This is a genomic window from Rossellomorea sp. FS2, assembly GCF_047915635.1.
Taxonomy (GTDB): Bacteria; Bacillota; Bacilli; order Bacillales; family Bacillaceae_B; genus Rossellomorea; species Rossellomorea marisflavi_A.
The window spans coordinates 1,600,672-1,624,458 of record NZ_JBLRVS010000001.1 but is presented as its reverse complement, the minus strand read 5'-3'; the positions used below and the strand labels follow the sequence as shown (position 1 = coordinate 1,624,458).

Annotated in this window: 18 protein-coding genes and 2 riboswitches; of the genes, 13 read left to right on the top strand and 5 right to left on the bottom strand. The window is 47.1% G+C overall.

What is annotated here, in order from left to right:
- Window positions 1-147: 147 nt before the first annotated feature.
- On the top strand, window positions 148-1,560 hold the full coding sequence (gene gndA / locus ACNA6I_RS08435; protein WP_048004278.1) for an NADP-dependent phosphogluconate dehydrogenase: 1,413 nt from the start codon (window positions 148-150) through the stop codon (window positions 1,558-1,560).
- Window positions 1,561-1,601: 41 nt separating this feature from the next.
- Here the strand turns inward: gndA and ACNA6I_RS08430 are convergent, their stop codons facing one another.
- Together ACNA6I_RS08430 and ACNA6I_RS08425 are read right to left on the bottom strand one after the other, a co-directional pair.
- Window positions 1,602-1,772 carry a hypothetical protein gene (locus ACNA6I_RS08430; protein ID WP_197082243.1) on the bottom strand — a complete coding sequence of 57 codons (171 nt, stop codon included), beginning with the start codon at window positions 1,770-1,772 and terminating at the stop codon, window positions 1,602-1,604.
- 91 nt (window positions 1,773-1,863) lie between these two features.
- On the bottom strand, window positions 1,864-2,634 hold the full coding sequence (locus tag ACNA6I_RS08425; RefSeq protein ID WP_048004277.1) for a SurA N-terminal domain-containing protein: 771 nt from the start codon (window positions 2,632-2,634) through the stop codon (window positions 1,864-1,866).
- A 534-nt stretch (window positions 2,635-3,168) separates the two neighbouring features.
- Window positions 3,169-3,350: riboswitch (cobalamin riboswitch) on the top strand.
- Window positions 3,351-3,494: 144 nt separating this feature from the next.
- On the opposite strand from ACNA6I_RS08425, the gene ACNA6I_RS08420 reads away from it, so the two are divergent.
- The 3 genes from ACNA6I_RS08420 to ACNA6I_RS08410 all read left to right on the top strand — a co-directional run bounded on the left by ACNA6I_RS08420 (window position 3,495) and on the right by ACNA6I_RS08410 (window position 7,232).
- A complete protein-coding gene (locus tag ACNA6I_RS08420) occupies window positions 3,495-5,732 on the top strand; it encodes a ribonucleoside-diphosphate reductase subunit alpha (protein ID WP_416313162.1) in 2,238 nt (745 codons plus the stop codon).
- An 18-nt stretch (window positions 5,733-5,750) separates the two neighbouring features.
- Entirely contained in the window at window positions 5,751-6,788 is a 1,038-nt protein-coding gene (locus ACNA6I_RS08415; protein WP_048004275.1) for a ribonucleotide-diphosphate reductase subunit beta, read from the top strand.
- 117 nt (window positions 6,789-6,905) lie between these two features.
- A complete protein-coding gene (locus tag ACNA6I_RS08410; RefSeq protein WP_048004274.1) occupies window positions 6,906-7,232 on the top strand; it encodes a DUF3243 domain-containing protein in 327 nt (108 codons plus the stop codon).
- A gap of 102 nt (window positions 7,233-7,334) precedes the next feature.
- On the opposite strand, the gene ACNA6I_RS08405 is transcribed toward ACNA6I_RS08410, so the two are convergent.
- Window positions 7,335-7,778 (bottom strand): SACOL1771 family peroxiredoxin, encoded by a 444-nt coding sequence (locus tag ACNA6I_RS08405; RefSeq protein WP_048004273.1) that lies wholly within the window; start codon window positions 7,776-7,778, stop codon window positions 7,335-7,337.
- A 150-nt stretch (window positions 7,779-7,928) separates the two neighbouring features.
- On the opposite strand from ACNA6I_RS08405, the gene ACNA6I_RS08400 reads away from it, so the two are divergent.
- The 3 genes from ACNA6I_RS08400 to ACNA6I_RS08390 all read left to right on the top strand — a co-directional run bounded on the left by ACNA6I_RS08400 (window position 7,929) and on the right by ACNA6I_RS08390 (window position 11,475).
- Complete coding sequence (locus ACNA6I_RS08400) at window positions 7,929-8,744, top strand: YihY/virulence factor BrkB family protein (RefSeq protein WP_048004272.1); 816 nt, start codon at window positions 7,929-7,931, stop codon at window positions 8,742-8,744.
- A 102-nt stretch (window positions 8,745-8,846) separates the two neighbouring features.
- Window positions 8,847-9,872, top strand: coding sequence for a M42 family metallopeptidase (locus ACNA6I_RS08395; protein WP_048004541.1), 1,026 nt, complete (start codon window positions 8,847-8,849; stop codon window positions 9,870-9,872).
- Between the two features lie 127 nt (window positions 9,873-9,999).
- Window positions 10,000-11,475 (top strand): UDP-N-acetylmuramoyl-L-alanyl-D-glutamate--2,6-diaminopimelate ligase, encoded by a 1,476-nt coding sequence (locus ACNA6I_RS08390; protein WP_048004271.1) that lies wholly within the window; start codon window positions 10,000-10,002, stop codon window positions 11,473-11,475.
- Between the two features lie 89 nt (window positions 11,476-11,564).
- Here ACNA6I_RS08390 and ACNA6I_RS08385 read toward each other — a convergent pair whose 3' ends face one another.
- Window positions 11,565-12,782, bottom strand: a complete 1,218-nt coding sequence (locus ACNA6I_RS08385; RefSeq protein ID WP_048004270.1) for a NupC/NupG family nucleoside CNT transporter — start codon at window positions 12,780-12,782, stop codon at window positions 11,565-11,567.
- Window positions 12,783-13,086: 304 nt separating this feature from the next.
- On the opposite strand from ACNA6I_RS08385, the gene ACNA6I_RS08380 reads away from it, so the two are divergent.
- The 3 genes from ACNA6I_RS08380 (at window position 13,087) to nhaC (ending at window position 17,584) form a co-directional block, all read left to right on the top strand.
- The gene (locus ACNA6I_RS08380) at window positions 13,087-14,655 is read left to right on the top strand and encodes a peptide chain release factor 3 (RefSeq protein WP_048004269.1); all 1,569 of its coding nucleotides are present in this window, start codon (window positions 13,087-13,089) and stop codon (window positions 14,653-14,655) included.
- A gap of 227 nt (window positions 14,656-14,882) precedes the next feature.
- The gene (locus ACNA6I_RS08375; RefSeq protein ID WP_148794893.1) at window positions 14,883-15,830 is read left to right on the top strand and encodes an EAL domain-containing protein; all 948 of its coding nucleotides are present in this window, start codon (window positions 14,883-14,885) and stop codon (window positions 15,828-15,830) included.
- A 359-nt stretch (window positions 15,831-16,189) separates the two neighbouring features.
- Window positions 16,190-17,584, top strand: a complete 1,395-nt coding sequence (gene nhaC, locus ACNA6I_RS08370; RefSeq protein ID WP_048004267.1) for a Na+/H+ antiporter NhaC — start codon at window positions 16,190-16,192, stop codon at window positions 17,582-17,584.
- Here the strand turns inward: nhaC and ACNA6I_RS08365 are convergent.
- Complete coding sequence (locus ACNA6I_RS08365; RefSeq protein ID WP_416313161.1) at window positions 17,581-18,417, bottom strand: hypothetical protein; 837 nt, start codon at window positions 18,415-18,417, stop codon at window positions 17,581-17,583. The two genes, nhaC and ACNA6I_RS08365, sit on opposite strands and share 4 nt — an antisense overlap.
- Before the next feature lie 192 nt (window positions 18,418-18,609).
- On the opposite strand from ACNA6I_RS08365, the gene ACNA6I_RS08360 reads away from it, so the two are divergent.
- The 3 genes from ACNA6I_RS08360 (at window position 18,610) to ACNA6I_RS08350 (ending at window position 23,386) form a co-directional block, all read left to right on the top strand.
- Entirely contained in the window at window positions 18,610-21,687 is a 3,078-nt protein-coding gene (locus ACNA6I_RS08360) for an efflux RND transporter permease subunit (RefSeq protein ID WP_053073015.1), read from the top strand.
- A 213-nt stretch (window positions 21,688-21,900) separates the two neighbouring features.
- Complete coding sequence (locus tag ACNA6I_RS08355) at window positions 21,901-22,365, top strand: hypothetical protein (protein WP_197089363.1); 465 nt, start codon at window positions 21,901-21,903, stop codon at window positions 22,363-22,365.
- 61 nt (window positions 22,366-22,426) lie between these two features.
- Window positions 22,427-22,523: riboswitch (yybP-ykoY riboswitch) on the top strand.
- A gap of 98 nt (window positions 22,524-22,621) precedes the next feature.
- On the top strand, window positions 22,622-23,386 hold the full coding sequence (locus ACNA6I_RS08350) for a TerC family protein (protein WP_048004265.1): 765 nt from the start codon (window positions 22,622-22,624) through the stop codon (window positions 23,384-23,386).
- Window positions 23,387-23,787: the final 401 nt, after the last annotated feature.

The window sequence follows — 23,787 nt, the reverse complement described above, 5'->3', positions numbered from 1 at the left end:
CCTTGTAAGAGATGGTGGATGAAAATTATTTTAACCTATTGTACAATAGAAAAAAATATTATTTCAAATTTAGTATCGAGAAAATTTATTTCGTATTATACTATGGATGATGAAATGATGTTTATACAATCGAAAGGATGATGAAAGATGGGACAACAACAAATTGGTGTAGTCGGCGTCGGCGTCATGGGGAAAAGCCTTGCGCTGAATTTTGAAAGCCGTGGATATAAGGTTGCAATCTACGATGTATCGGAAGAGAAAGTGGCGGGTGCCCTTCAGGAGCACCAGGACAAAAATCTGACAGGCTTCCACCAGGTGGAAAAATTCATCGACTCCCTTGAAGTGCCAAGGAAGATCATGATGATGGTACCTGCAGGGAAGATCACGGATCTTGCCATTGAATCCATTCTTCCACACCTGGATAAAGGGGATATCCTCATCGACGGAGGGAATACATACTTCGAGGACACGGTGAGGCGCAATAAGGAGCTCGCTGAGCGAGGAATCAACTTCATCGGTGCCGGAGTATCCGGTGGCGAAGAAGGGGCCTTATACGGACCGGCAATCATGCCTAGCGGTCAGAAGGAAGCCTATGATCTCGTTGAACCATTCCTTACGAGCATTGCAGCCAAGGTCAAAGGGGACGCATGCAGCACCTATATCGGTCCTGATGGTTCCGGTCACTATGTGAAGATGGTGCATAACGGAATCGAATACAGCGATATGCAGTTGATCTGTGAAGCCTACTATTTGATGAAGAATGTCCTTGGACTGAGCGCGCAGGAGCTTCATGAAACATTCAAGGAGTGGAATGAAGGTGAACTTGACAGCTACCTCATCGAGATCACAGCCGATATTTTCACAAAGATCGATGAAGAGACGGGAGAACCTCTCGTTGAAAAGATCCTTGATACAGCAGGACAAAAGGGGACCGGTAAATGGACAAGCGTAAGTGCCCTGGATCTCGGCGTACCCCTTTCCATTATCACGGAATCCGTTTTTGCCCGTTTCATCTCGGCCATGAAGGAAGAGCGCGTGAAAGCGAGCAAGATCCTGAAGGGACCTAAAAACCAAACCTTCTCCGGTAACAAGGAGGAATTCATCGAGAGCATCCGTAAAGCTCTATATCTGAGCAAAATCTGCTCTTATGCACAAGGTTTCGCACAGCTTCAAGTTGCTTCTAAGGAATATGACTGGAACCTGAAGCTCGGTGAACTGGCGAAAATCTTCAGGGGTGGATGCATCATACGCGCAGGTTTCCTAGAAGAAATCATGAATGCATATGACCGTGATGGCGAGCTTTCAAATCTTCTCCTGGATGATTACTTCAAGGGAATCGTCGAAGGCTATCAGGAAGATGCCCGTGAAGTCGTGGCGACAGCGATCAAGCTAGGGGTGCCTGTACCTGGACTTGCGAGTGCCCTGGCCTATTACGACAGCTATCGTTCCGAATCGCTCCCTGCGAACCTCCTGCAGGCACAAAGGGACTACTTTGGAGCCCATACGTACCAACGGAAAGACAAAGAAGGTATATTCCATACCGACTGGTTAAGAAAATAATGCACAAAAACAAGCCTGGCATCGATGCCAGGCTTGTTTTATTATTCTTCGCTGGAAGAAGAGTCTTTGCTTTTATGCTTCTTCTTTTCATCCTTAAGGTCTTTGTTTAATTCATCCAAAGGGATGGAGTCGACTGTCTGTTCCTTTTCAGGGTCTGGAATGTCCCGGTCGTCACTCTCTCGTTTAGGCTGAACGTTCTCATCTTTCGACACCGCAGTTCCTCCTTTCTGTTGTAATAGTGAAATACCCTCATATTCCGCTCGGAAACATAAAAAAGGACATCCTGGTGGATGTCCTTTTTTGTTAGATTTTTACGTCGACTTTTGCATCTTTCTTCAGATCTTCCACGTGTTTCACAAGCTGTTCTTGTTTCTTTTGCTGCTCAAGCTGTGATTTGATCTGCGGCTCTACATCCTCAAGTTTCGGTGCATCTTTAGAATCCTGGCCGCTTTGGCTAGTGTACTGTTCGTACATTTTTTTCACTTCGTCGTCTGTCACTTTTTCGGTCTTGATTTCTTTATCGACATATTTGGTATACTTGATGTTTTCGGCAATCTGATTTTTCAGTTCATCCATGGTGAATCCGGCATCTTTCATGGCTGCATTGAACTTTTTATCATCTTCATATTGCTTTTTGACTTCTTCGAGCTGCTTGTCCACTTCATCATCTGAAGCTTTATACCCTTTTTTATCGGCTTGTTGAAGTAGAAGTGTCTGACCTACAAGGCTATCGATGGTTTGTTCTTTAATCTGTTTGGCAGCATCCTTGGAGGTTGGGTCCTGACCCATTTGCTGATATTGCATTTGAGAAGAAGAGAGTACGTTGTTGTAGTCTTCCCCTTTGATTTTTTCATCATTTACGATGGCGACGACTTTATCGTTGTCGACTTTCTGCTTGTCCATCTTTTTTTGCATTTCTTTCATTTGTTTTGCTTGTTCTTCCTCGCTTTTTGCCTGTTCGGAGGATTTTTTACTATCATCGGATTTTTTTGCACTATCATCATTAGCTCCGCAAGCTGCGAGCAGCAGTACGGTCATAGCCGCTAAAAGGATCGTGAGTAAACGTTTATTCATAGTGATCTCCTTTCGAAACTGGGTTTCAAGCTTCTAAAGGGCATTTTAAAGGATTCCCGGAGAAAAAGAAAGTATTTGGGAGGATTAATTTCCTTGTAATTCCCTTGAAATAGAAAAGAAGCCATATAAAATGCGGGTTTATCGAAGACAAAACGTGTGACAGCCTGGTGAATGAAACATAACTGTAAGGAATTCGTGGTAAAAAAGGAGCCGCTGTCGATGGGGGTACCATCTCAGCGGCTCAAAATAATAGGGGACCTAAGAATACGGTCAAAACAACCTTCTATTGCATCATAAATGGATAACAGGATTTCCTCAAGGGAAGTCTGGCGCCATCTGGCCCGATATGGAAGGATTACATACTGTCTTGTTCTGCTCTTCTATGGAATTTAACGAAAAAAATAATTGTAGGCATAAATTCATCCTGCTTTCATTCTTTTCATTTGAGCTTCTCTGTTGTAAAATGTAGAAAGTTGGTTTAATATAAAAGACGCAACATATTGTGTTTTTCTTAAATTTCATAACAATATATTGTTTATAACCTATGATTGTGGTGTCGGATATCGACTTAAAAGGGAACCCGGTGAAATTCCGGGACTGTCCCCGCAACTGTAAGTGCAAACGAAAGAAGGAATGCCACTGTCCATCGGACGGGAAGGCCTTCGAGTAGGCAAAAAGCACAAGTCAGGAGACCTGCCAGGATTAGTACGTGTTATCTTCTTCGGGAATTGGGAGGATAGGCGAGGATTACCCTTGGCGTAGTATGCCTTGTGAATCTATCGTTTATGACTGCCCATCCTATGTGAATAGGATGGGCTTTTTTCATCCTCTCCCGACTAATAAAAGGGAGGAATATTAGTATGACATCAACCATTAACGGAACTACGGCATCCCATAGAGCGGAACGTCTATTAAGCGGGCTTCGGGAAAGCCATGAAGCATTGAATTGGGAGGAATACACTCAAAAGGTAGCCCTTTATACGGAAAATCAGCCAGGAGTGGAGGAAAAACAGCTTCTGCAGTTCTTGATCCTGTCTGCTGTTGAGCGTATTTCATCAAATGAACCTGATTGGACGTACGTGGCGGCCTCGCTATATTTGAAGAATCTCTACGCCATCAGTGCAAACGCAAGAGGTATGGAGCCTTATAAAGGCTTATATGAGCTTATCGGGACACTGACCGAGAAGAATCTGTATTCTACGAAATTACTGGATACATACAGCAAAGAGGAGATGGATCATCTCGAAAGTCTCATCCGTCCTGAACGGGATGAATTGTTCACTTACATAGGAATCGTCACCCTGTCAGAGCGTTATCTCACCAAGGATCATTCAGGGGTTTTATTCGAACTGCCGCAAGAGAGATTCATGATCATCGCCATGACGCTCTTGATGAATGAGCCGAAGGAGCACAGGCTCGTGCTTGTAGAGGAAGCCTATTGGGCCCTGTCCAACTTGTATATGACTGTGGCAACCCCTACCTTCGCCAATGCCGGCAAGAGCTATGGACAGCTCTCAAGCTGCTTCATCGATACGGTGGAAGACGATTTGCGCAGCATCTACGACAGTAATACGGACGTTTCCACATTGAGCAAGAACGGAGGCGGGCTCGGTATCTATATGGGGAAAGTAAGAAGTCGCGGAAGTGATATCAAAGGGTTCAAGGGGGTCAGCTCCGGTGTAATCCCATGGATGAAGCAGCTGAACAATACGGCTGTCTCCGTGGATCAGCTCGGCCAGCGCCAAGGGGCCATCGCCGTCTATCTGGATGTGTGGCACAAAGATATCTTCTCCTTCCTCGATACGCGATTGAACAACGGAGATGAGCGCCTTCGTACCCATGACCTGTTCACGGGCGTCTGTCTCCCTGATCTCTTCATGGAGCAGGTCGAGAATCGCGGGGACTGGTATCTGTTCGATCCTCATGAAGTGAAGACCATCATGGGCTATGCCCTTGAAGACCACTTTGATGAGGAAAAAGGATCCGGTACGTTCCGCGATAAGTACTGGGAATGTGTAAATGAGCCGGCTTTGTCCAAAGAAATCATCCCGGCGATCGATATCTTTAAGCGGATCATGATTTCCCAGCTTGAAACGGGCACGCCTTACATGTTCTATCGCGACAGTGTGAATCGTCAAAATGCAAATAGTCATAAGGGCATGATCTACTGCAGTAACCTTTGCACGGAAATCGCCCAAAACATGAGCCCGACTGTGATGGAAGAAGAAGTGGTCAAGGACGGGAAGATCATCACCTACAAAAATCCGGGAGACTATGTGGTGTGCAATCTTGCGTCCGTTTCCCTTGCAAGGACGGTACGGGATGGTCAGATGGAACGTGTCGTCACGATCGGGGTGCGGCTCCTGGACAATGTCATTGATCTCAATGATATCCCGGTCCTGCAGGCCCAGTTGACGAATGCACGGTACAGGGGTATCGGACTCGGTACATTCGGATGGCATCATCTCCTTGCCCTTGAAGGAATCAAATGGGAGAGCGATGAGGCGGTATCGTACTGTGACCATTTATATGAAGACATTGCCTTTTACACAATCAAGGCGAGTCAGGAATTGGCAGAAGAAAAAGGGGCATACCCTTACTTCCCGGGATCCGCTTGGGAGACTGGCGCCTACTTCACCAATAAGGGGTACGAAGGCGAGAGATGGTTGGAGCTTAAAGAAAAAGTGGAAAGCGCCGGTATCCGCAATGGATACCTGATGGCTGTCGCCCCGAACTCTTCGACATCCATCATTGCCGGATCGACGGCAAGTATCGATCCACTGTTCAGACTCGAATATTCCGAAGAAAAGAAAGACTATAAGATCCCGGTCACGGCACCTGACCTTTCACCGAAAACGACCTGGTACTATAAAACCGCTTATCATGTGGATCAGCATTGGAGCATCCGCCAAAACAAGGCAAGGCAGCATCATATCGATCAGGGGATTTCCTTCAACCTGTATGTGAGGAATGACATCAAGGCGATTGATCTGCTCAATCTCCACATGGACGCATGGAAATCAGATTTGAAAACGACCTATTATGTGCGGTCGACCTCTGTTGCAAACTTCGAAGAGTGCGAGAGTTGCCACAGCTAATAAGAAAGGATGGTAGAAATGGAAGGATTGAAAAAACGGGTGCTCGTTGACGAAACGGCACCGAATAAATCAACGGGGATCGTCAACGGAGAAAGCTCGAACATCCTGAACTGGGATGACGTGCGGTATACGTGGGCGTACCCCAAGTATAAGCGCATGCTCGGGAACTTCTGGACGCCATTCGAGATCAATATGGCAAAAGACATCAAGCAGTTCCCTCAGCTGACAGAAAAAGAACAGGAGACGTTCCTGAAGATCATCGGCCTCCTGGCTCTCCTTGACAGTATCCAAACGGACTATGCGGGGAAAGTGGCAGATTATCTGACGGATTCGAGTGTGAACGCACTCATGATCATCCTTGCCCAGCAGGAAGTGGTGCATAATCATTCCTATAGCTATGTGCTTTCAAGCATTGTACCGAAGAGCGTGCAGGATGAGGTGTTTGATTACTGGAAGAATGAGCCGATCCTGATGAAGCGGAATGAATTCATCACCAATGGATACAAAGAATTCGTCGAGGCCCCGACGGTGGATAAACTGCTCAGGTCCATCATTTACGATGTAATCCTCGAAGGATTGTTCTTTTATTCCGGATTCGCCTTCTTCTATAATCTGGCAAGGAACCAGAAGATGGTTGCGACCAGCACGATGATCAATTACATCAACCGTGACGAACAGCTCCATGTCGGACTGTTTGAGAAGATCTTCAAGGAAGTGCTGGCAGAGAATCCTGAATACGATACGGATGAGCTCAAACGATACGGCACAGAAGCTTTCAAAGAAGCGGCGATCCTTGAGATTGAATGGGGGAAAGAAATCATCGGAACCCATATGGATGGTCTCATGTTCAGTGACCTGGAGGCCTACATTAAGTTCATGGCAAATAAAAGGGCCAAACAGCTCGGGTTTGAAGAGCCATTTGAAGGGTTCAGATCCAACCCACTCAAATGGATCATCGCCTATCAGGAAGTCGATATGGGTAAAACCGATTTCTTTGAGCAAAAATCAAGACAATATACAAAAACATCCGACGCGAATGGGTTCGATGAACTCTGAACGCGAAAAAGGCAGTCCTGTATGGGGCTGCCTTTTTGATGTACTTTCAACGATCTGCACATCTCCATGTTTAGAAAGGGAGTTCAGGGGAAAACACCCAACAAATAGTAAAAGGAGATGATCAAGGTGGCAGAAACGAATGTCGATCAGAAGGTGGAAGACAAACTCAGCAATATGTCCCAGGATAAAAAGGAGGACATCCTTGAAAATTTTGACCATTTCAAACAATACTTAGGCAAGAAGGTATCGCTCGCAGAGAAACTTGGCCTTGGTGAAGAGCAGCAGGCAAAGGCAGCACAAAAGGTAGGGGATTATCTGGCGGCTCATGAAGAACCGAAAAACCGTGAAGAGAAATTACTCTATGAACTCTGGAAAGCAGGGGATGAGAAGGAGCAGCATATGCTATCCCACATGCTCGTGAAACTCGTACATCAAGAAGGCTAAATTAAAATAGGGATGCGGGAGAGGTATCCCCTTTTTTTCGTAAAATGTCCCAGAACAAACAAGAAACGCGCGGTGCCTTAGCACCGTGCGTTTCTTGTTTGTTCATCCGTTTTGGATCGTGGGGGATACTTCCACTTCGACATTTCCTTTTAAGGCCCTTGTGATCATACAGGATTGTTCGGCCTTGTACATCAATTTTTCGGCCAGGGCATATTCCTTATCCGTAGGCCGGTCGAGTGTGAGTACAGGACGGTGTAGAATGCGTTTATAGGTGATGACGCCCTTTTCCACTTCCACTTGACCCTCTGAGGTCATCCTCAGGTTCAACTTGTTGATCTTGCTTCGCTCGAGCATGGCGGCCAGGGTGATGATATAGCAGGTTGCCGCGGCACCGAGAAGCATCTCATCTGGATTGGTGCCTGCACCGGGTCCATCCATTTCAGGCGGGATCGAGATGTCGGTGGTCAATGTCTTGCCGGACATCGTACCCACATCGTTCCTGAGGCCGGGCCAGTCAGTATCGATAAAGAATGAATGTATAGCCATGATATCTCTCCGTTCTGATAGTAGTTCCTCTCTATACTATAGGGTGATGGGGTCCTCTTGCAATGAAATGGCTCCTCCACATCCAAAGTGGTACGAATCGAGCGAATTGGGTAAAATACAGTATCAACTCGTATGAGGGGAATGAACATCATGAATGATTATATCAAACAGGTTTTCAGTCGATTTTTTCAGGAGCGCTTTTACGATCAAGCGGCACAGCTTGCCTACTATCTGCTATTGTCTTTATTTCCTTTTTTGCTATTTGTGTTTTCGTTGATCAGCTATCTGCCGATTTCCGAAACGAATGTGCTGTTGCTGATCAAGCCGTTTGCCCCTGAAAATTCCTATGACATCATAGAGAAGAATGTTGAGAGGGTCCTCTACAATCAAAGAGGGGATGTATTATCTCTCTCCCTCATTTTCACTTTCTGGCTTTCCTCCATGGCGGTACAATCCATGGTGAGGTCGATGAATCAGGCCTACGGCATCCAGCGAAAGCAGCCGTTCCTGGTCGCCCTCTTTTATGATTTTCTCTTGACGGTGGGATTCATGGTCCTGATCTCCTTCTCCCTCATCGTTCCTATTGTGGAGGAATTCATCCGCCATACCCGGATCGCAGAGGGACACATCACAGGAGGGTGGGAGCCCCTTTGGGTCATCGGAAAGTGGGGGCTGAGCTCGGTCTTCATGTTCTTTTTATTTCTTTTCCTCTATTATGTCGTGCCGAGTAAAAGGATGCTGCTCCGCTATGTTGTGCCGGGTGCCATTGTCGCTACATTCGGCTGGCAGTGTGTATCCTGGCTGTACGGTTCCTATGTGAAATTGACGGATTACTCCCAATTCTACGGACAGATGGGGAGCGTGATCACCCTGATGGTCTGGTTCTACCTTTCATCGACCATCCTTCTCATCGGTGGCCTGCTGAACGGGACCATCTCCATCAAGCATAATCGTACCTCCGGTTGATTTACGCCGGAGGTTATTTTTTCTGTCGTAAATGGGGAAATCGTTCTATAATGGAATAAAGGAGGGAGTCAGTTGAATACATATCCCAATGCAAAGAATACGATGGAACTGATCAAACAGCTTGTAGAAATCCCCAGTCCTTCAGGGAATACGAGGGAAATCATCCGATTCGTTGAAGAAGAGCTCGGTGGCCTTGGGCTTGAGATGAAGCGGAATCATAAAGGGGCACTCCTCATCACAATCCCGGGAGAGGATCAAAGTCGTCACCGGATGCTGACGGCTCATGTGGATGCCCTTGGTGCCATGGTCAAAGAAGTGAAGGGGAATGGCCGTCTTCGCCTCTCCATGATCGGCGGTTTCAGATGGAACGCCGTTGAAGGGGAGAACTGTAAGATCGAGACTTCCTCCGGTAAAGTATACACGGGGACGATCCTTATGCACCAAACCTCTGTTCATGTTTACAAAGATGCGGGTGAAGCGAAGAGGGATGAAGTGAATATTGAGGTGCGCATCGATGAAAAGGTGCGAAACGAAGAAGAAGTCAAGGGTCTTGGCATTGAAGTTGGGGACTTTGTATCGTTCGATCCACGTGCCGAAATCACCGACAGTGGATTCATCAAGTCAAGGCATCTTGACGATAAGGCGAGTGTGGGCATGCTCATGAAACTGATCCGGCATATCCAATCTGAGGGGATCACACTACCCTATACGACTCACTTCCTCATCTCGAACAATGAGGAGATCGGATATGGGGGTAATTCGAATATCCCGGCCGAGACGGTTGAATACCTCGCTGTCGACATGGGGGCAATCGGGGACGGGCAATCGACGGATGAATATACGGTTTCCATCTGCGCAAAGGATTCCAGCGGACCCTATCATTACGGATTGAGGAAACATCTGGTAAGACTGGCAGAAGAAAATGGCGTAGACTACAAAGTCGATATCTACCCGTACTATGGATCCGATGCTTCAGCCGCGATCAGGGCAGGTTTCGATATCGTCCACGGACTGATCGGTGCAGGAATCGACTCATCACATGCATATGAACGTACGCATGAATCATCGATCCTCCATACGGAAACCCTGCTTTGGCACTATGTCCGTTCTGTCATGGCCGATGCGTAAAGATCTCCTTCCACTTTATGTGGAAGGTTTTTATATAGGATAGGGGATGCAGGATGTATTTCTCTTATCAAATGAACGATGGTAAGGTAAAATAGAAACAACTTTAAAAGTAAACGAGGTACGAATAATGAATACATACACATTACTTGAAAGCATGAAGTTGAAAACCATATATGGAGAACTGCCGGAAGAAGTGAACGGGATCTTCGTGGACTCCAGGAAAGTGACGGAGGGCAGCGTATTCGTCTGTACGAAAGGATACACAGTCGACGGCCATGATTTTGCCCAAGGGGCAGTCGAGAAAGGTGCGCGCCTCATCATTGCGGAAAAGCGCCTTGATATCGATGAGTCCAAAGCAGCCCTTGTCGTTGTGAAGGATTCCTTCAAGGCATTGGCGCTCCTTTCCAACAAGTACTATGATTATCCATCACAAAAGATGAATATGTTCGGCATTACGGGAACGAACGGCAAAACGACAGTAACGAATCTCATCCATTCGATCCTGAAGCGTGATGGACAGCGTTCTGCGCTGTCCGGTACAATCGGGTTCAATCTGGACGGTGAGCTCTTCCCAAGTGAAAATACGACCTGTGATAACCTGACGAATCAGCAGATGATCCGGGAAGCACTCGATAAGGGAATCGACAACTTCACCCTGGAGGTATCCTCTCATGGACTCACCCTAGGCCGTCTATGGGGAGTGGACTTTGACGTAGTGGCATTCACGAATCTCAGTCACGACCATCTCGATTACCATGGAACGATGGAACACTACGGTTATGCCAAAGGACTTTTATTCTCTCAGCTGGGGCAGTCACTGGATAAGCCTAAATATGTCGTCTTGAATGCAGATGAAGAATGGTACGATCGTTACAGCAATATGACCGCCCATGAAGTCATAAGCTATGGACTTGATGCCCATGCCGACTTCAAGGCAGATAACGTCGAGTACTACAATGATAAGACGACGTTCACCCTCCAATCCCCAGAAGGAGAGTACGAGGTCGAGATGAAGCTTCTCGGCAGGTTCAATGTATATAATGCACTGACGGCCATGGCTTCCCTGTTTGCAAAAGGCATGGAGGTACAACGGATCGTCGAGATCTTCCGTGATCTCCCGCCGGTGGACGGACGTATGCAGAAAGTCGAGATGGAGGCACCTTTATCGGTCTACATCGACTACGCCCATACACCTGATGCGATTGAAAAAGCAATCGAATCGGTCATGCCCTTCAAGGAAAACAAAATCATCTTCCTTGTCGGTACGGGTGGAAACCGCGATAAGTCGAAACGCCCGACGATGGCAGAGAAGGCATCGATTGCAGACTATGTGATCCTGACGACGGATGATCCAAGATATGAGGAATATGACAGCATCCTTAAAGACCTGGAGAAAGGCATGCAGCATGATCAGTATGCATTGATCGGGGATAGAGGCGAAGCCGTCAAGCATGCCATTGAGGTCTCTGAACCAGGGGATATCATCATCTTCGCAGGAAAAGGCCATGAAGATTATCAAATCATTGAAAACACCAAGTACCCACACAGCGATAAACAGATCGCCATTGAGGAAAGCCGTACAAAATACGTGCATCATTCATGATACAAAACCGGCCGGGAATCACTTCCCGGCCGGTTTTTTGCATGGAAAAAGGGTCCCCTACTGGGAACCCTTAAACGATACGAAAGAGATTAGACAAACATTCCGGCGATGGCCGCACTGAGAAGTGACGCAAGTGCACCGGCTAGCACTGCCCGTAACCCCATTTTTGCGATTTCAGGTCGACGGTTCGGTGCGAGATTTCCAAGTCCGCCTAGGAGGATCCCAAGTGAAGAGACGTTGGCGAAACCGCAAAGGGCGAAGGAAATGATCGCAACCGCTTTGTCAGACAGGTCACCGATAACAGGAGCAAAATTGGAATATGCAACGAATTCGTTGATCACGAGCTTTTGCCCGATGAAATTCCCTGCCGTGACCGCTTCGCTCCAAGGGACACCGATCGCCCATGCAAGTGGAGAGAAGACGTAGCCAAGGATCAGTTCAAGGGTAAGGTCAGAATAACCGAATACTCCCCCGATCAAACCAAGTATCCCGTTAATTAGGGCGACGAGTGCAATGAATGCAAGAAGCATGGCCCCGATATTCAAGGCGAGCTGCAACCCGACGCTTGCCCCTTTGGCAGCGGCATCGATGACGTTGGCAGAATCAGAATCAGCTTCCATTTTAAAGCTGTCGGGTTCAGGTGTCTCATCGGTTTCAGGCACGAATAGCTTGGCCATAACGAGTCCAGCGGGAGCAGCCATGAAGCTTGCGGCAAGCAGATACTCGAGAGGCACGCCAAGAAGGGAATAGCCCACGAGGACAGATCCTGCAACGGAAGCCAGTCCACCCGTCATGACGGCGAATAGTTCCGATTTGGTCATGGTAGACAAGTAAGGTCTGATCACGAGCGGCGCTTCCGTTTGCCCTACGAAGATGTTGGCCGCTGCTGAAAGGGATTCAGCTTTTCGGGTACCCAGAAGCTTCGATAGCGCTCCTCCGATGATTTTGATGAAGAATTGCATGATATTCAGGTAGTACAATACCGATATGAGAGCTGAGAAGAAAATAACGACTGGAAGCACATTAAAAGCGAATACATATCCAATCCCGGATTTTTCAGTGAATAATCCACCGAATAAGAAATCAATCCCTTCATTGGAATAGTTGATGATTTCATTAATTCCAAGGGTTAGCCCTTTAAGTGCGCTTTGTCCCCATGATGTTTCCAAAACAAGGAAGGCGAAAATGATCTGTATGATGAGCCCGCCGATCACACTCCGATAGTTGATGCGTTTCTTATCGGATGAGAAAAGAAAGCCGATTCCCAACACAACTAAAATTCCAAAAATCCCCCATAAATACTGCATTCTGTCACCTCTTAGTAGTATGTTTTTCTGGTTGTTCGGTTTTTTATTTTACAGTTCTTTCAGAAGTCTGACAACCACCAATTTTAAAGAAGTACGGACATCTATGCAGTATAGTGTGCACAAATATAGCGTTTTCATGAAAAGGCATACATTTTGTGTGATATAAAAACTTTTTGGCGATATTGGATGAAAAAGGATCTACTATATAACTGGAGAAATGGTACAGAACATCAGAGATTTATTGCAAAGTCAGTATAGAAAGAATATGATGGGAAAGTGAGTACGACAAGAAAGGAAAGAACTAATGAAAATAGACTTTATCGAAGAAGTAAAATCAAGACGTACATTTGCGATCATATCCCATCCGGATGCCGGTAAAACCACTCTGACAGAGCAACTGCTGCTGTTCGGCGGAGCCATCCGCGCAGCCGGGACGGTCAAAGGGAAAAAGACCGGGAAGTATGCCACTTCCGACTGGATGGAAATTGAAAAGCAGCGTGGGATCTCTGTCACAAGTTCCGTGATGGCCTTCGACTATAACGATTTCCGTGTCAATATCCTCGATACCCCTGGTCACCAGGATTTCTCCGAAGATACGTACAGAACCCTCATGGCCGTAGATAGCGCCGTGATGATCATCGACTCTGCTAAAGGGATTGAGGCACAAACGCTGAAGCTGTTCAAAGTATGCCGCATGAGAGGTATCCCGATCTTCACCTTCATCAATAAACTTGACCGCCAGGGACGAGAACCATTGGAACTCTTGGAAGAGCTCGAAGAAGTACTGGGGATCCAATCATATCCGATGAACTGGCCGATCGGCATGGGGAAAGAATTCCTCGGTATCTATGATCGCTTCCATAATCGCATCGAACAATTCCGAGTGGAAGAGGAGGACCGCTTTATTTCCCTGAACGATGAAGGAGAAATTGCCGGTGACCATCCATTGACTGATAGCGGCTTATACCAGCAGGCCCTTGAAGACATCCTTCTGTTGAATGAAGCAGGGAATGAATTCTCGAAAGACCGCATCGCCTCAGGCGAACTCTCTCCTGTATTTTTCGGCAGTGCCCTGACGAACTTCGGGGTGCAGACCTTCCTTGAGACGTACCTGCAGTTCGCGCCGTCTCCTCAACCGAGAAATTCGGATGCAGGGGAAATCGAGCCGACAGCAGAAGAATTCTCCGGATTCGTATTCAAGATCCAGGCGAATATGAATCCTGCCCACCGTGACAGGATTGCCTTCGTACGGATTTGTTCTGGACAATTCGAGCGTGGAATGACCGTTAATCTCCCGCGCACAGGCAAGCCGATCAAGCTCAGTCAATCGACCCAGTTCCTGGCAGATGATCGAAGCACCGTCAATGAAGCGGTCAGCGGGGACATCATCGGCGTATATGATACCGGGACCTATCAGATTGGTGATACCCTTGTTCAAGGGAAGAAGAACTTCCAGTACGAGAAACTGCCCCAGTTCACTCCTGAATTATTCGTACGGGTGACGGCGAAGAACGTCATGAAGCAGAAACATTTCCAAAAAGGGATCCTCCAGCTTGTCCAAGAAGGAGCCATCCAGTACTACAAAACGCGTACGGAGGATGTCATCCTCGGGGCTGTCGGGCAGCTCCAGTTCGAAGTATTCGAGCACCGCATGAAGAATGAGTACAATGTAGATGTGAAAATGGAATCCGTCGGTTCCAAAATCGCACGCTGGATCGAGAACGAGGAAGATGTCAAGGACACGATGTCCAGCCAGCGAAGCATGTTGGTGAAGGATCGTCATGGACAGATGGTCTTCTTATTTGAAAATGACTTCGCTATGAGATGGTTCCAGGATAAACATCCTGAAATTAAACTGTATAGCCTGCTATAAGGGAAAAGCCGCAGCGTGTTGCTGCGGCTTTTTTGCAAGCTTAAATAAGGCAGGTGAGGGGGAGAAGTTGAAAGAGAGAGGATGAAAAGTGTGGGTGAATAGGCCGATTTTAAGAGTCGGGCCCACAGGTGCACTAAGATTTTTCATCATATAAAGTGAAAATACTGGCTTTATATAGGTAAAAAGATTTAGTATTGAAGGAAAGACATGTGAAATGAGGGAGACATATGAAAACCACGTGCATCCATTGCGGTGTGACCATGCAGTATGAATCCAAGGGTCAATTGACTGTGCCATCGATCGGACAATCGTTTATCTATCGGTCCAGGGAGGAGTTGGAAGGGGCTGCGAAGTCACTTGCTGATCATTCGGCTGAGATTCAGGTTCATTTAAATGGCAAATACGAGATGACCGCCTCTGAACTCCACTATCGTCTCAAATATGAAGAGCTCGTCACATTGATTCAGTCTGAGCGATTCATCAGTCATCTCCAGCCTATAATCAATGTCGCTTCAGGGGAAATATACGGCTATGAATCATTATTGAGGAGTGATTCAAGGGCATTGAATCCGGGGCTTTTATTCAAAGCGGCATCCCTTACAGGATTTCACTCCATGCTTGACCAGAAGGCGAGACGCGCAGCCATTGAGGCGAAGAGCAAATACGTTCCACACGGAGTGAAGAGCTTTATCAATTTCCTTCCATCCACTATTTACAATCCGGAATTTTGTTTGCGTCATACATTCCAGATCGTGGAAGATTACGGAGTCGATCCGAAAGATCTTGTATTCGAAGTGGTAGAAACCGAGAAAATCGATGACATTGATCATTTGAAAAAGGTATTGAACGTGTATAAAAGGGAAGGGATGAAAGTGGCACTCGATGATGTGGGCTCTGGTTTTGCCGATCCCGAACTTCTTACCCTACTTAAACCCGACTACGTGAAAATCGACCGGTCCTACATCGATCATTGTGATGAGAATCCGGACAACCAGGCCTTTCTGCGTAAAATCATCCATTTGGCACGTGAACTGGGCATCACCGTGCTAGGCGAAGGGATCGAGAGAAAAGAAGAACTCGATTATTGCCGCAGCATTGGCATCGATCTTGCGCAGGGCTATTTTATTGGAAAGCCGATGGAGCGTCCGTTGATCCCTTCATTAACTTTTGATTGACAAAAACAAAAGCCGTGATAAAATACTCATATATTACTTTAACGCTTAAAAGCGTTTAAGGAAAATAGTGAGAGTGAACGATCCTGAAACAGCACAGTAGGTTGAAGGGAACAGCAATCAGAGATCAGGCGGTTTGGTGAAAGCCTTGAGTTCCTTTTAAGTGAATTACACTGCTTCTGGAGGGAAACCTCTAAAAAGGGATCGGAAAGATAAAGTGGGGATGGCCCCTCAGGCGTTACACGCTAAAGGCCGTTCCAATTAGGGTGGTACCGCGGAGAGCTCTTCGTCCCTATTTCAGGGAGAGGGCTCTTTTTTTCGTCCTTTCCCGCCCACCAGCTTAGATAAGGAAGTGATATACGATGAACAAACATATTTCAAACACACCGAAAGTCTGGGAAGCTGCCTTCATCCTCATCATTGTTCTATCCATGATCGGCACGTTTCTCATCAAACTGGAGACGGTTCCTCATATTCCGATAGCCGTTGCCCTCATCCTTCTAATCGTTTACGGATTGGTCAAGAAGGTCTCCTTTAAGTCAATTGAAGAAGGAATGCTCTCAGGTATTCAGGGAGGGCTTGGTGCCATTCTCCTGTTTGTATTCATCGGGATGCTCGTAGGAAGCTGGCTAACAAGCGGTACGATCCAGACCATCATGTATGGTGGATTTTCATTCCTCACCCCCGCTTATTTTTATGCTATTGCCTTTTTGGTCACCGCCCTTTGTGGAGTGATTGTTGGAAGCTCTTTGACCACAGCAGCAACGATCGGTGTCGCCATCATCGGGATTTCCGAAACCATGGGGTTATCCATGGGAATCACAGCTGGAGCCATTGTGTCAGGAGCGTTTTTCGGGGATAAAATGTCACCATTATCCGATACCACAAATCTTGCATCTTCCGTCGTAAAGGTGGACCTTTTTGAACACATCAGGAATATGGCTTGGACTACGATCCCTGCTTTCATCATTTCGGTGATCCTGTTTGCCGTACTGTCACCGAAAGGGACAAGCGCCGGTCTGGGAGACTTGAATGCCCTTAAGCAGGCATTGGGTGAAACGGGGGTTGTTCATTGGTACAGTCTGATTCCGCTGATCCTCCTTATCGTCATGGTGATGATGAAAGTCCCAGCTTTGCTGACACTCGCCATCAACATTGTCGTTTCCACCGGATTGGCGTTCATTCATGGCATGATAGGCGGAAAAGCAATCTTGAATGCACTGTTCTCGGGATATGTTTCAAAATCCGGAAATGAAGCCCTCGATTCCCTGTTAACCAGGGGAGGAATCGACAGCATGATGTTTACCATCGGCCTTGTCATCCTGTCTCTCAGTCTGGGCGGCCTTTTATTCAAGCTCGGGATCATACCGGTCCTTTTGACAAAAGTCAGCTCCATTCTTCAATCTGCAAGCAGGACAATTTTAACTACTGCCTTGACGGCAATCGGGCTAAACTTTGCCATCGGTGAGCAATACCTTTCCATCCTGTTGACGGGGGAAGCATTCAAGGATCAGTACAAAAAAATCGGGCTTCATCCCAAGAACCTCTCCAGGACGCTTGAAGACGCCGGAACGGTCATCAACGCCCTTGTTCCATGGGGAGTGAGCGGTATCTTTATTGCGGAGGTACTCGGTGTACCGACACTCACCTATCTTCCGTTTGCCTTCTTCTGCCTTTTGTCACCGATCCTGACCATCCTGTTCGGCTTCACGGGGTGGACGATCACGAAACTAGATGGAAAAACCGCTGAGCGCTAATGCTCAGCGGTTTTTTTTAGCGGATGGACATACCAGGCGAAAAGCTTATTGCCCAAGATGAGCATGGTGATATGGAAAAGGGGCAACGTGAAGGCCCCACTGATTCCACGAACATCAAGGAAAGTGAAGTGAATCAGTCCGTAATCAAGGATGATCAGAATCAACACGGTGACCCAGAAAGCCCCTTTACTGTTCGGACGATAAAAGATGGTCACGGTGTAGAGGTAATTGCATACCCACGAATAAATGCTGTTCCCCGTTATCGTATTCCTCATCCCGTCTGAAAAGAGAGGCATGGGGATATTGTAAAGGTCAAGCAATGGAGAAAGAATCCAAGAGATGGAAAGAGTCAGGACGGACAATGAAAAATAGAGCGTGATAAAATGGACTTTTCCCAGCGCCGGTTCTGACATCCGCGTCCACCAGCTCTTTGAAAGGTAAGCCCCGAGAAGGAGGAATATGCTTGTATAGATGCTTTTCCACCAGTAATGTTCGTATATGCCGACTGATACGAACCAACTTTCGACCAGGTAAAAGAAAGCGATGATGAGCAAGATCCATCCCAACTTCAATCGCTTGACGGCGATGACAGTAAGAGACACAGGAACTGAAAACGCCTGGGAGCTGATTGAACCGAGAACACTGTCGTTATAATGATTGGAAAGGATGGCAGGATCGTATTCATAACTTCCACCGAGTATGAAAATAAGGAATTCGAACACATAAGCCAATCCAGAGATGAAAAGCCAGAAGACGACGATCTTGCCGGCTTGATCCCGATTTGTCATCATGAGGAACCCGAGGATCAACAATGAAAGTATCACGAGAATCAAAAACGGGAGGGAATTGGTCATCATTCGCTCTCCTTACGTGTGAGGTTATGATGTATTGTTTGCAGAAAGATAGGAATTATGACGATAGGCGCACAATATGATACTGGGGCATCTTATAGATTGAAGGATTTTCCTTTAGCCTTTATAGTTGATACTATCAACAAGATAATAGAGAAAGGGGAAAGACACCGTTTGAAAATAAGTGATTTTTCCATACGTAGACCGGTATTCACAATCGTCACCATGATCCTGATCCTGATTCTTGGAGGGGTTTCCCTGTCCAGGATCCCCCTGAAGCTGATCCCGGATCTGAATCCACCTGTCGGGGTGGTCGTGACTTCCTATCCAGGAGCAGGGCCGCAAGAAGTGGTGGAAAAAGTAACGAAGCCTCTTGAAGAAAGCCTTTCCACACTTCCGGGATTGAAAAACGTCCAATCGACTGCACAAGAAGGATCGAATTTCATCCTCATGGAATTCTCATGGTCCACATCCATTGAAGAAATCGAGAATGATGTCCTGCAGCGGATCGATCAGGCACCGCTTCCCGACGAAGCGGAAAAACCAAGATTCCTGAAGTTCGACCCTGCACAATTCCCGATCATCCAGTTCTCCCTGAAAGCGGAGGGGGACAATGCTTCCCTTCGGACGTTGGCGGAGCGGATGAAGCTTGAACTCAACCGAGTTGAAGGAGTCGCCAACGTAAATGTTACAGGTTCGTTCGAAGATGAAATCACCGTCAATCTGGACCAGGATGCCCTCGAGAAAAAAGGGTTGAGCCAGAACGATGTCGTAAATACCCTCCGGAGCAACAACATTACATCACCGGGGGATACGATCGATACCGAAGGGAAGACGCTCACGACACGTGTCATGAGCGAGTTGAAGTCGGTGAAGGAAATCGAGGAGCTAACTGTAACCGTCGATCCTAAAACGGGTAAGAAAGTTCCCCTATCCGATGTGGCAGATGTGCAGATGAAGCCGGTGGATGATAATACATACACCCGTGCCGATAAAGAGCCTGCCGTGCTTTTCAGTGTGCTTCAGCAATCGGATGCCAATACCGCTACGGTGTCAAAGGCATTCCAGACCGCATTGGATGACCTCCTTGAACAGGAACAATATAAAGACGTGGATGCGGAAGTACTGTTCGATCAAGGAGATTACATCACTGACGCCATCGGAAGCATCACGAACTCCCTCCTTCTTGGCGGGGTGTTTGCAATGATCGTCCTATTCCTATTCTTGAGGAACGTCAGAAGTCCTTTGATCGTCGGGGTTTCCATTCCGTATTCAGTGGTCGTGACCTTTGTACTGATGTTCTTTGCAGGCTTCAGCCTGAATATCATGACCCTTGGTGCACTCGCACTCGGTATCGGGATGCTGGTCGATAACTCGATTGTCGTCATTGAAAACATCTACAGACATCTTGCCATGGGGAAACCACGTAAACAGGCAGCCAGTGAAGGGGCAAAGGAAGTGGGAGGAGCCATCACTGCTTCCACACTGACAACCGTAGCCGTCTTCCTTCCCGTCGTGTTCATTTCCGGACTCATAGGGGAGATCTTCACTGAATTTGCCCTGACGATATCCTTCAGCCTCTTCGCCTCACTTGTAGTGGCCCTGACCGTTGTGCCGATGATGGCAAGCCGCATGCTCAAGGAGCCGAAAGGGAATCTTGAAGCAAGAAGAAGAAGATCGAAGTCCCGCAGCAGGTTCAAGCGCTCTGTGGAGTGGGCCTTGTCCCATCGTACCATTGTCCTGCTGGCGACCCTTATCCTGCTCGGTGTGAGCAGTTGGGGAGTCACAAAGGTAGGAACGGAATTCCTGCCGGCAACGGATGAAGGATTCTTCACCATGAGGGTGGAACTTGAAAACGGTTCTTCCGTCAATGAAACGAACGCTGTCGTTAAAGCGATCGAAGGGGAGCTTGAAAACGAAAAGAACGTGCAAACAGCTGTCAGCCTCGTGGGGACTGACCAAGAGCAGTCATTCAGGGGAGGAAAGTCGGGGAATATTGCAGAAATCTATGTGAAGATGAAGCCATTTGATGACCGTGAGCAGTCCATCTTTTCATTTGCCGATGAAGTAAAGCCGAAACTGGAGAAAGCGGCTAAAGAACAAAATGATTCGGCAAACATCGTATTCAATCTCCAATCAACTTCCGGTTCCAGCCCCCAGACCCTCACGTTCAATTTGAGAGATACGAATGAAAAGCGTCTGGATGATGGAGTTGAAAAGCTTCAAAAGGAATTAGAAGGGATGGATGACGTAAACGAAGTCACGACGGACCGCATGGAAACGATCAAGGAAGTTCAGATGAAGGTTGATCGCGCGAAGGCGCTCGATCAGGGCCTCGCTCCTTCCCAGATCGGTTCATTGGTTCAGGATGTGACCAGAGGGGTTACGGCTACACAGATCGTCACGGAGGACTCAGAAGTTGTGAGCGTGTTCGTCAAATATGACCGTGACATTACCGAAAATCTGGACTCGTTGAAAAAACTCCTGATTCCCAATGGTCAGGGAGCATTCATCCGGCTGGACTCTGTCGTTGATTTCTCCATAGAAGACGGACCGGTGAGTATCAAACGGATCGATCAACAGTCTGCTGTTCAATTCACGGTGAATTATGCGTCGAGTACGAACCTTGGAACAATTTCCAATAATGTAGAAAAGAAAATAGACAAGCTCGATCTTCCTGATGAAACCCAAGTATCTTTCTCAGGGGAAAAAGAGCTTCTGGACGATTCGATCAATGATATGATCCTTGCACTTGTTCTGGCACTTGTCCTGGTATACATGGTCATGGCTGCCCAGTTCGAATCATTCAAGTATCCGTTTGTCATCATGTTCACGGTTCCACTCATGGTCATAGGAGTCGCACTGGCCCTCTTCCTGACCGATACCCCGATCAGCGTCCCGGCCGTGATCGGTGTCATCATACTGGCAGGTATCGTTGTGAACAATGCCATCGTCATCGTAGATTATATCAAACAGCGTAAGGAAGACGGGATGGGGAGTTTTGAAGCCATTGTCACTTCCTCACAGGACCGGATCCGTCCGATCCTCATGACGGCGCTGACGACGATCCTTGGACTCGTGCCCCTTGCCCTCGGTTTAGGTGAAGGGACGGAAATCAACCAGCCTATGGCCATTGCCGTAATTGGAGGATTACTCACCAGCACGCTGCTGACTGTGTATATCATTCCCGTCATGTACAGCCTTTTTGATAAAGAGACACGAAGAAAAGCAACAAGGAAAAGAATGGATTAAGCCATGGAGCCGGCCCCTCAAGGGGTTCGGCTTTTTTGAATGAGAAACGAAATTAACGGTCGGATCGGTGATCGTCATGATCAAACAGAATTGAGGTCTCCTGACATATTTAGGGGGAGATTGGTCACAATAGGGGGAGAAGAAGCTAGGAGGAGTCCAGAATGCCATTTTCCACCCATCACCCATTACCAGTGAACGTGAGGCAGATGCCGCGTGAAATCATCCATTACAAAACTTGAAGCCATTCTTTGGAGCATTGCACTGCCTGGCTTTCCTCAGCTTCTAGTCGGATTGTGGTTCAAAGGGGCGCTTCTGGTCCTTTTAGAAATTTTCATCAATGTCATGAGCGACTTCAACCTGGCCATCATGTACAGTTTTTTGGGTGAGACGGAAAAAGCCGCTGGAGTCATCGATTATCAATGGTTGATGTTCTATCCGTGTCTATACATGTTTGCGATGTGGGATGCGTATAAAATCGCTTCAAATCAAAAGGAAAAACTCAGCTATCTTCCGTTTGTTTTTTCGGCTTACTTTGTAACGGTCGGCCTGATGGTCTCCCCGAAAGTCCATCTGTTCGGAGCATTCATCGGACCCATTTTCCTTCCGATGCTGTTCGTCATCCCTGGAGTGGCGGCAGGCTTTTTGGTCAGAGCAATTGTGATCCGCTTCAGCAGATGAATTTATTTCTTTACTTCCTGTGGGAAATAAGGTACGATTTAGGTATAAATTTAATCGTTTTCTACCTGTCAAAGGGGAGTAGCTATAGGTTAACACCTAAACAAAGTCGTCAGTTCATGGGTTATGCCCATCGGCTTTGTTGGCATATCGACTATGCTAAGCAAGACCTTTGCCTTATTTAGGCAAGGGTCTTTTTCTTTTGATAAAATCCTTGCCTAATGGAAAACTAATCTTATCATTGGGAGGGAATAATATTATGGATGCATCAATGTTATTAGAGTATGGATGGGTACTTCTCATCCTCATCGGCCTGGAAGGAATCCTTGCAGCCGATAATGCAGTCGTCATGGCCGTCATGGTCAAACATCTACCTGAAGAGCAGCGGAAGAAAGCGTTGTTCTATGGGCTGATGGGTGCTTTTATCTTCCGTTTCGCAGCCCTTTTCCTCATCTCATTCCTTGTGAATGTATGGCAGGTGCAGGCAATCGGAGCCATTTACCTGTTCTACGTCGCCATCCATCACTTCATCAAGAAGCGTAAGGGCGAAGGGGCAATCGATAACGCCGAGAACAAAGGTTCAGGTTTCTGGATGACTGTCTTGAAAGTCGAGCTTGCGGATATCGCCTTTGCGGTAGACTCCATGTTGGCCGCTGTGGCCTTGGCCGTAACACTTAGACCGACAGGATGGTTTGAAGTAGGGGGAATCGATGGTGGACAGTTCACCATCATGTTCCTAGGCGGTGTCATCGGTCTTGTGATCATGCGATTCGCTGCTACATGGTTCGTCAAGCTTCTGGAAAAATATCCGACACTCGAATCTGCAGCATTCCTCATCGTAGGCTGGGTCGGTGTGAAGCTCGCCGTGTTCACCCTTGCCCACCCGGATGTCGCGATACTGGATCATCATTTCCCTGAGTCCAAAGTATGGAAACTCATCTTCTGGACCGTCTTGATCATACTATCCATCGGTGGCTATCTCTTGTCAAAGAAAAGGGCAAATGCAGCCCAAACAGGTTCGTAACAACTAAAAGAGGCTGGGACCAAAGTGTCTTAGTCATAGTAAAACCCGAACGATCTTGCCTAAGATTGTTCGGGTTTTTAATTTGTTTCATGAACAGTTTCACTGTTTTAGCGGTTGATTGGAGTGCAAGATGAAGACTCCTGCGTGAATAGTAGCTGATGTGAGACGCCGCTGGCATGGCGAGGAGGCTTACGGGCTACCTGCGAAATGCGAAGTCTTGCACGGATATCATGAGCGGTATAAAGAGCCTATTGCCTTCGTTGTTAAATTAAATGGTACTTTTAGGTTTGTCTCAACCTCTTTTATGTGTGAATCTGAATATGACCCCCTCAAAAACACCGGATTGTACGAAAATCCTTTATAGAATCAATCGATTGTTTTCACCAGAGTATGAATGTCAA

Coding starts and splice junctions, on each gene's coding strand:
- gndA (WP_048004278.1), top strand. CDS start 148: ATGGGACAACAACAAATTGGTGTAGTCGGCGTCGGCGTCATGGGGAAA.
- ACNA6I_RS08425 (WP_048004277.1), bottom strand. CDS start 2,634: ATGAATAAACGTTTACTCACGATCCTTTTAGCGGCTATGACCGTACTG.
- ACNA6I_RS08420 (WP_416313162.1), top strand. CDS start 3,495: ATGACATCAACCATTAACGGAACTACGGCATCCCATAGAGCGGAACGT.
- ACNA6I_RS08415 (WP_048004275.1), top strand. CDS start 5,751: ATGGAAGGATTGAAAAAACGGGTGCTCGTTGACGAAACGGCACCGAAT.
- ACNA6I_RS08410 (WP_048004274.1), top strand. CDS start 6,906: ATGATCAAGGTGGCAGAAACGAATGTCGATCAGAAGGTGGAAGACAAA.
- ACNA6I_RS08405 (WP_048004273.1), bottom strand. CDS start 7,778: ATGGCTATACATTCATTCTTTATCGATACTGACTGGCCCGGCCTCAGG.
- ACNA6I_RS08400 (WP_048004272.1), top strand. CDS start 7,929: ATGAATGATTATATCAAACAGGTTTTCAGTCGATTTTTTCAGGAGCGC.
- ACNA6I_RS08395 (WP_048004541.1), top strand. CDS start 8,847: ATGGAACTGATCAAACAGCTTGTAGAAATCCCCAGTCCTTCAGGGAAT.
- ACNA6I_RS08390 (WP_048004271.1), top strand. CDS start 10,000: ATGAATACATACACATTACTTGAAAGCATGAAGTTGAAAACCATATAT.
- ACNA6I_RS08385 (WP_048004270.1), bottom strand. CDS start 12,782: ATGCAGTATTTATGGGGGATTTTTGGAATTTTAGTTGTGTTGGGAATC.
- ACNA6I_RS08380 (WP_048004269.1), top strand. CDS start 13,087: ATGAAAATAGACTTTATCGAAGAAGTAAAATCAAGACGTACATTTGCG.
- ACNA6I_RS08375 (WP_148794893.1), top strand. CDS start 14,883: ATGAAAACCACGTGCATCCATTGCGGTGTGACCATGCAGTATGAATCC.
- nhaC (WP_048004267.1), top strand. CDS start 16,190: ATGAACAAACATATTTCAAACACACCGAAAGTCTGGGAAGCTGCCTTC.
- ACNA6I_RS08350 (WP_048004265.1), top strand. CDS start 22,622: ATGGATGCATCAATGTTATTAGAGTATGGATGGGTACTTCTCATCCTC.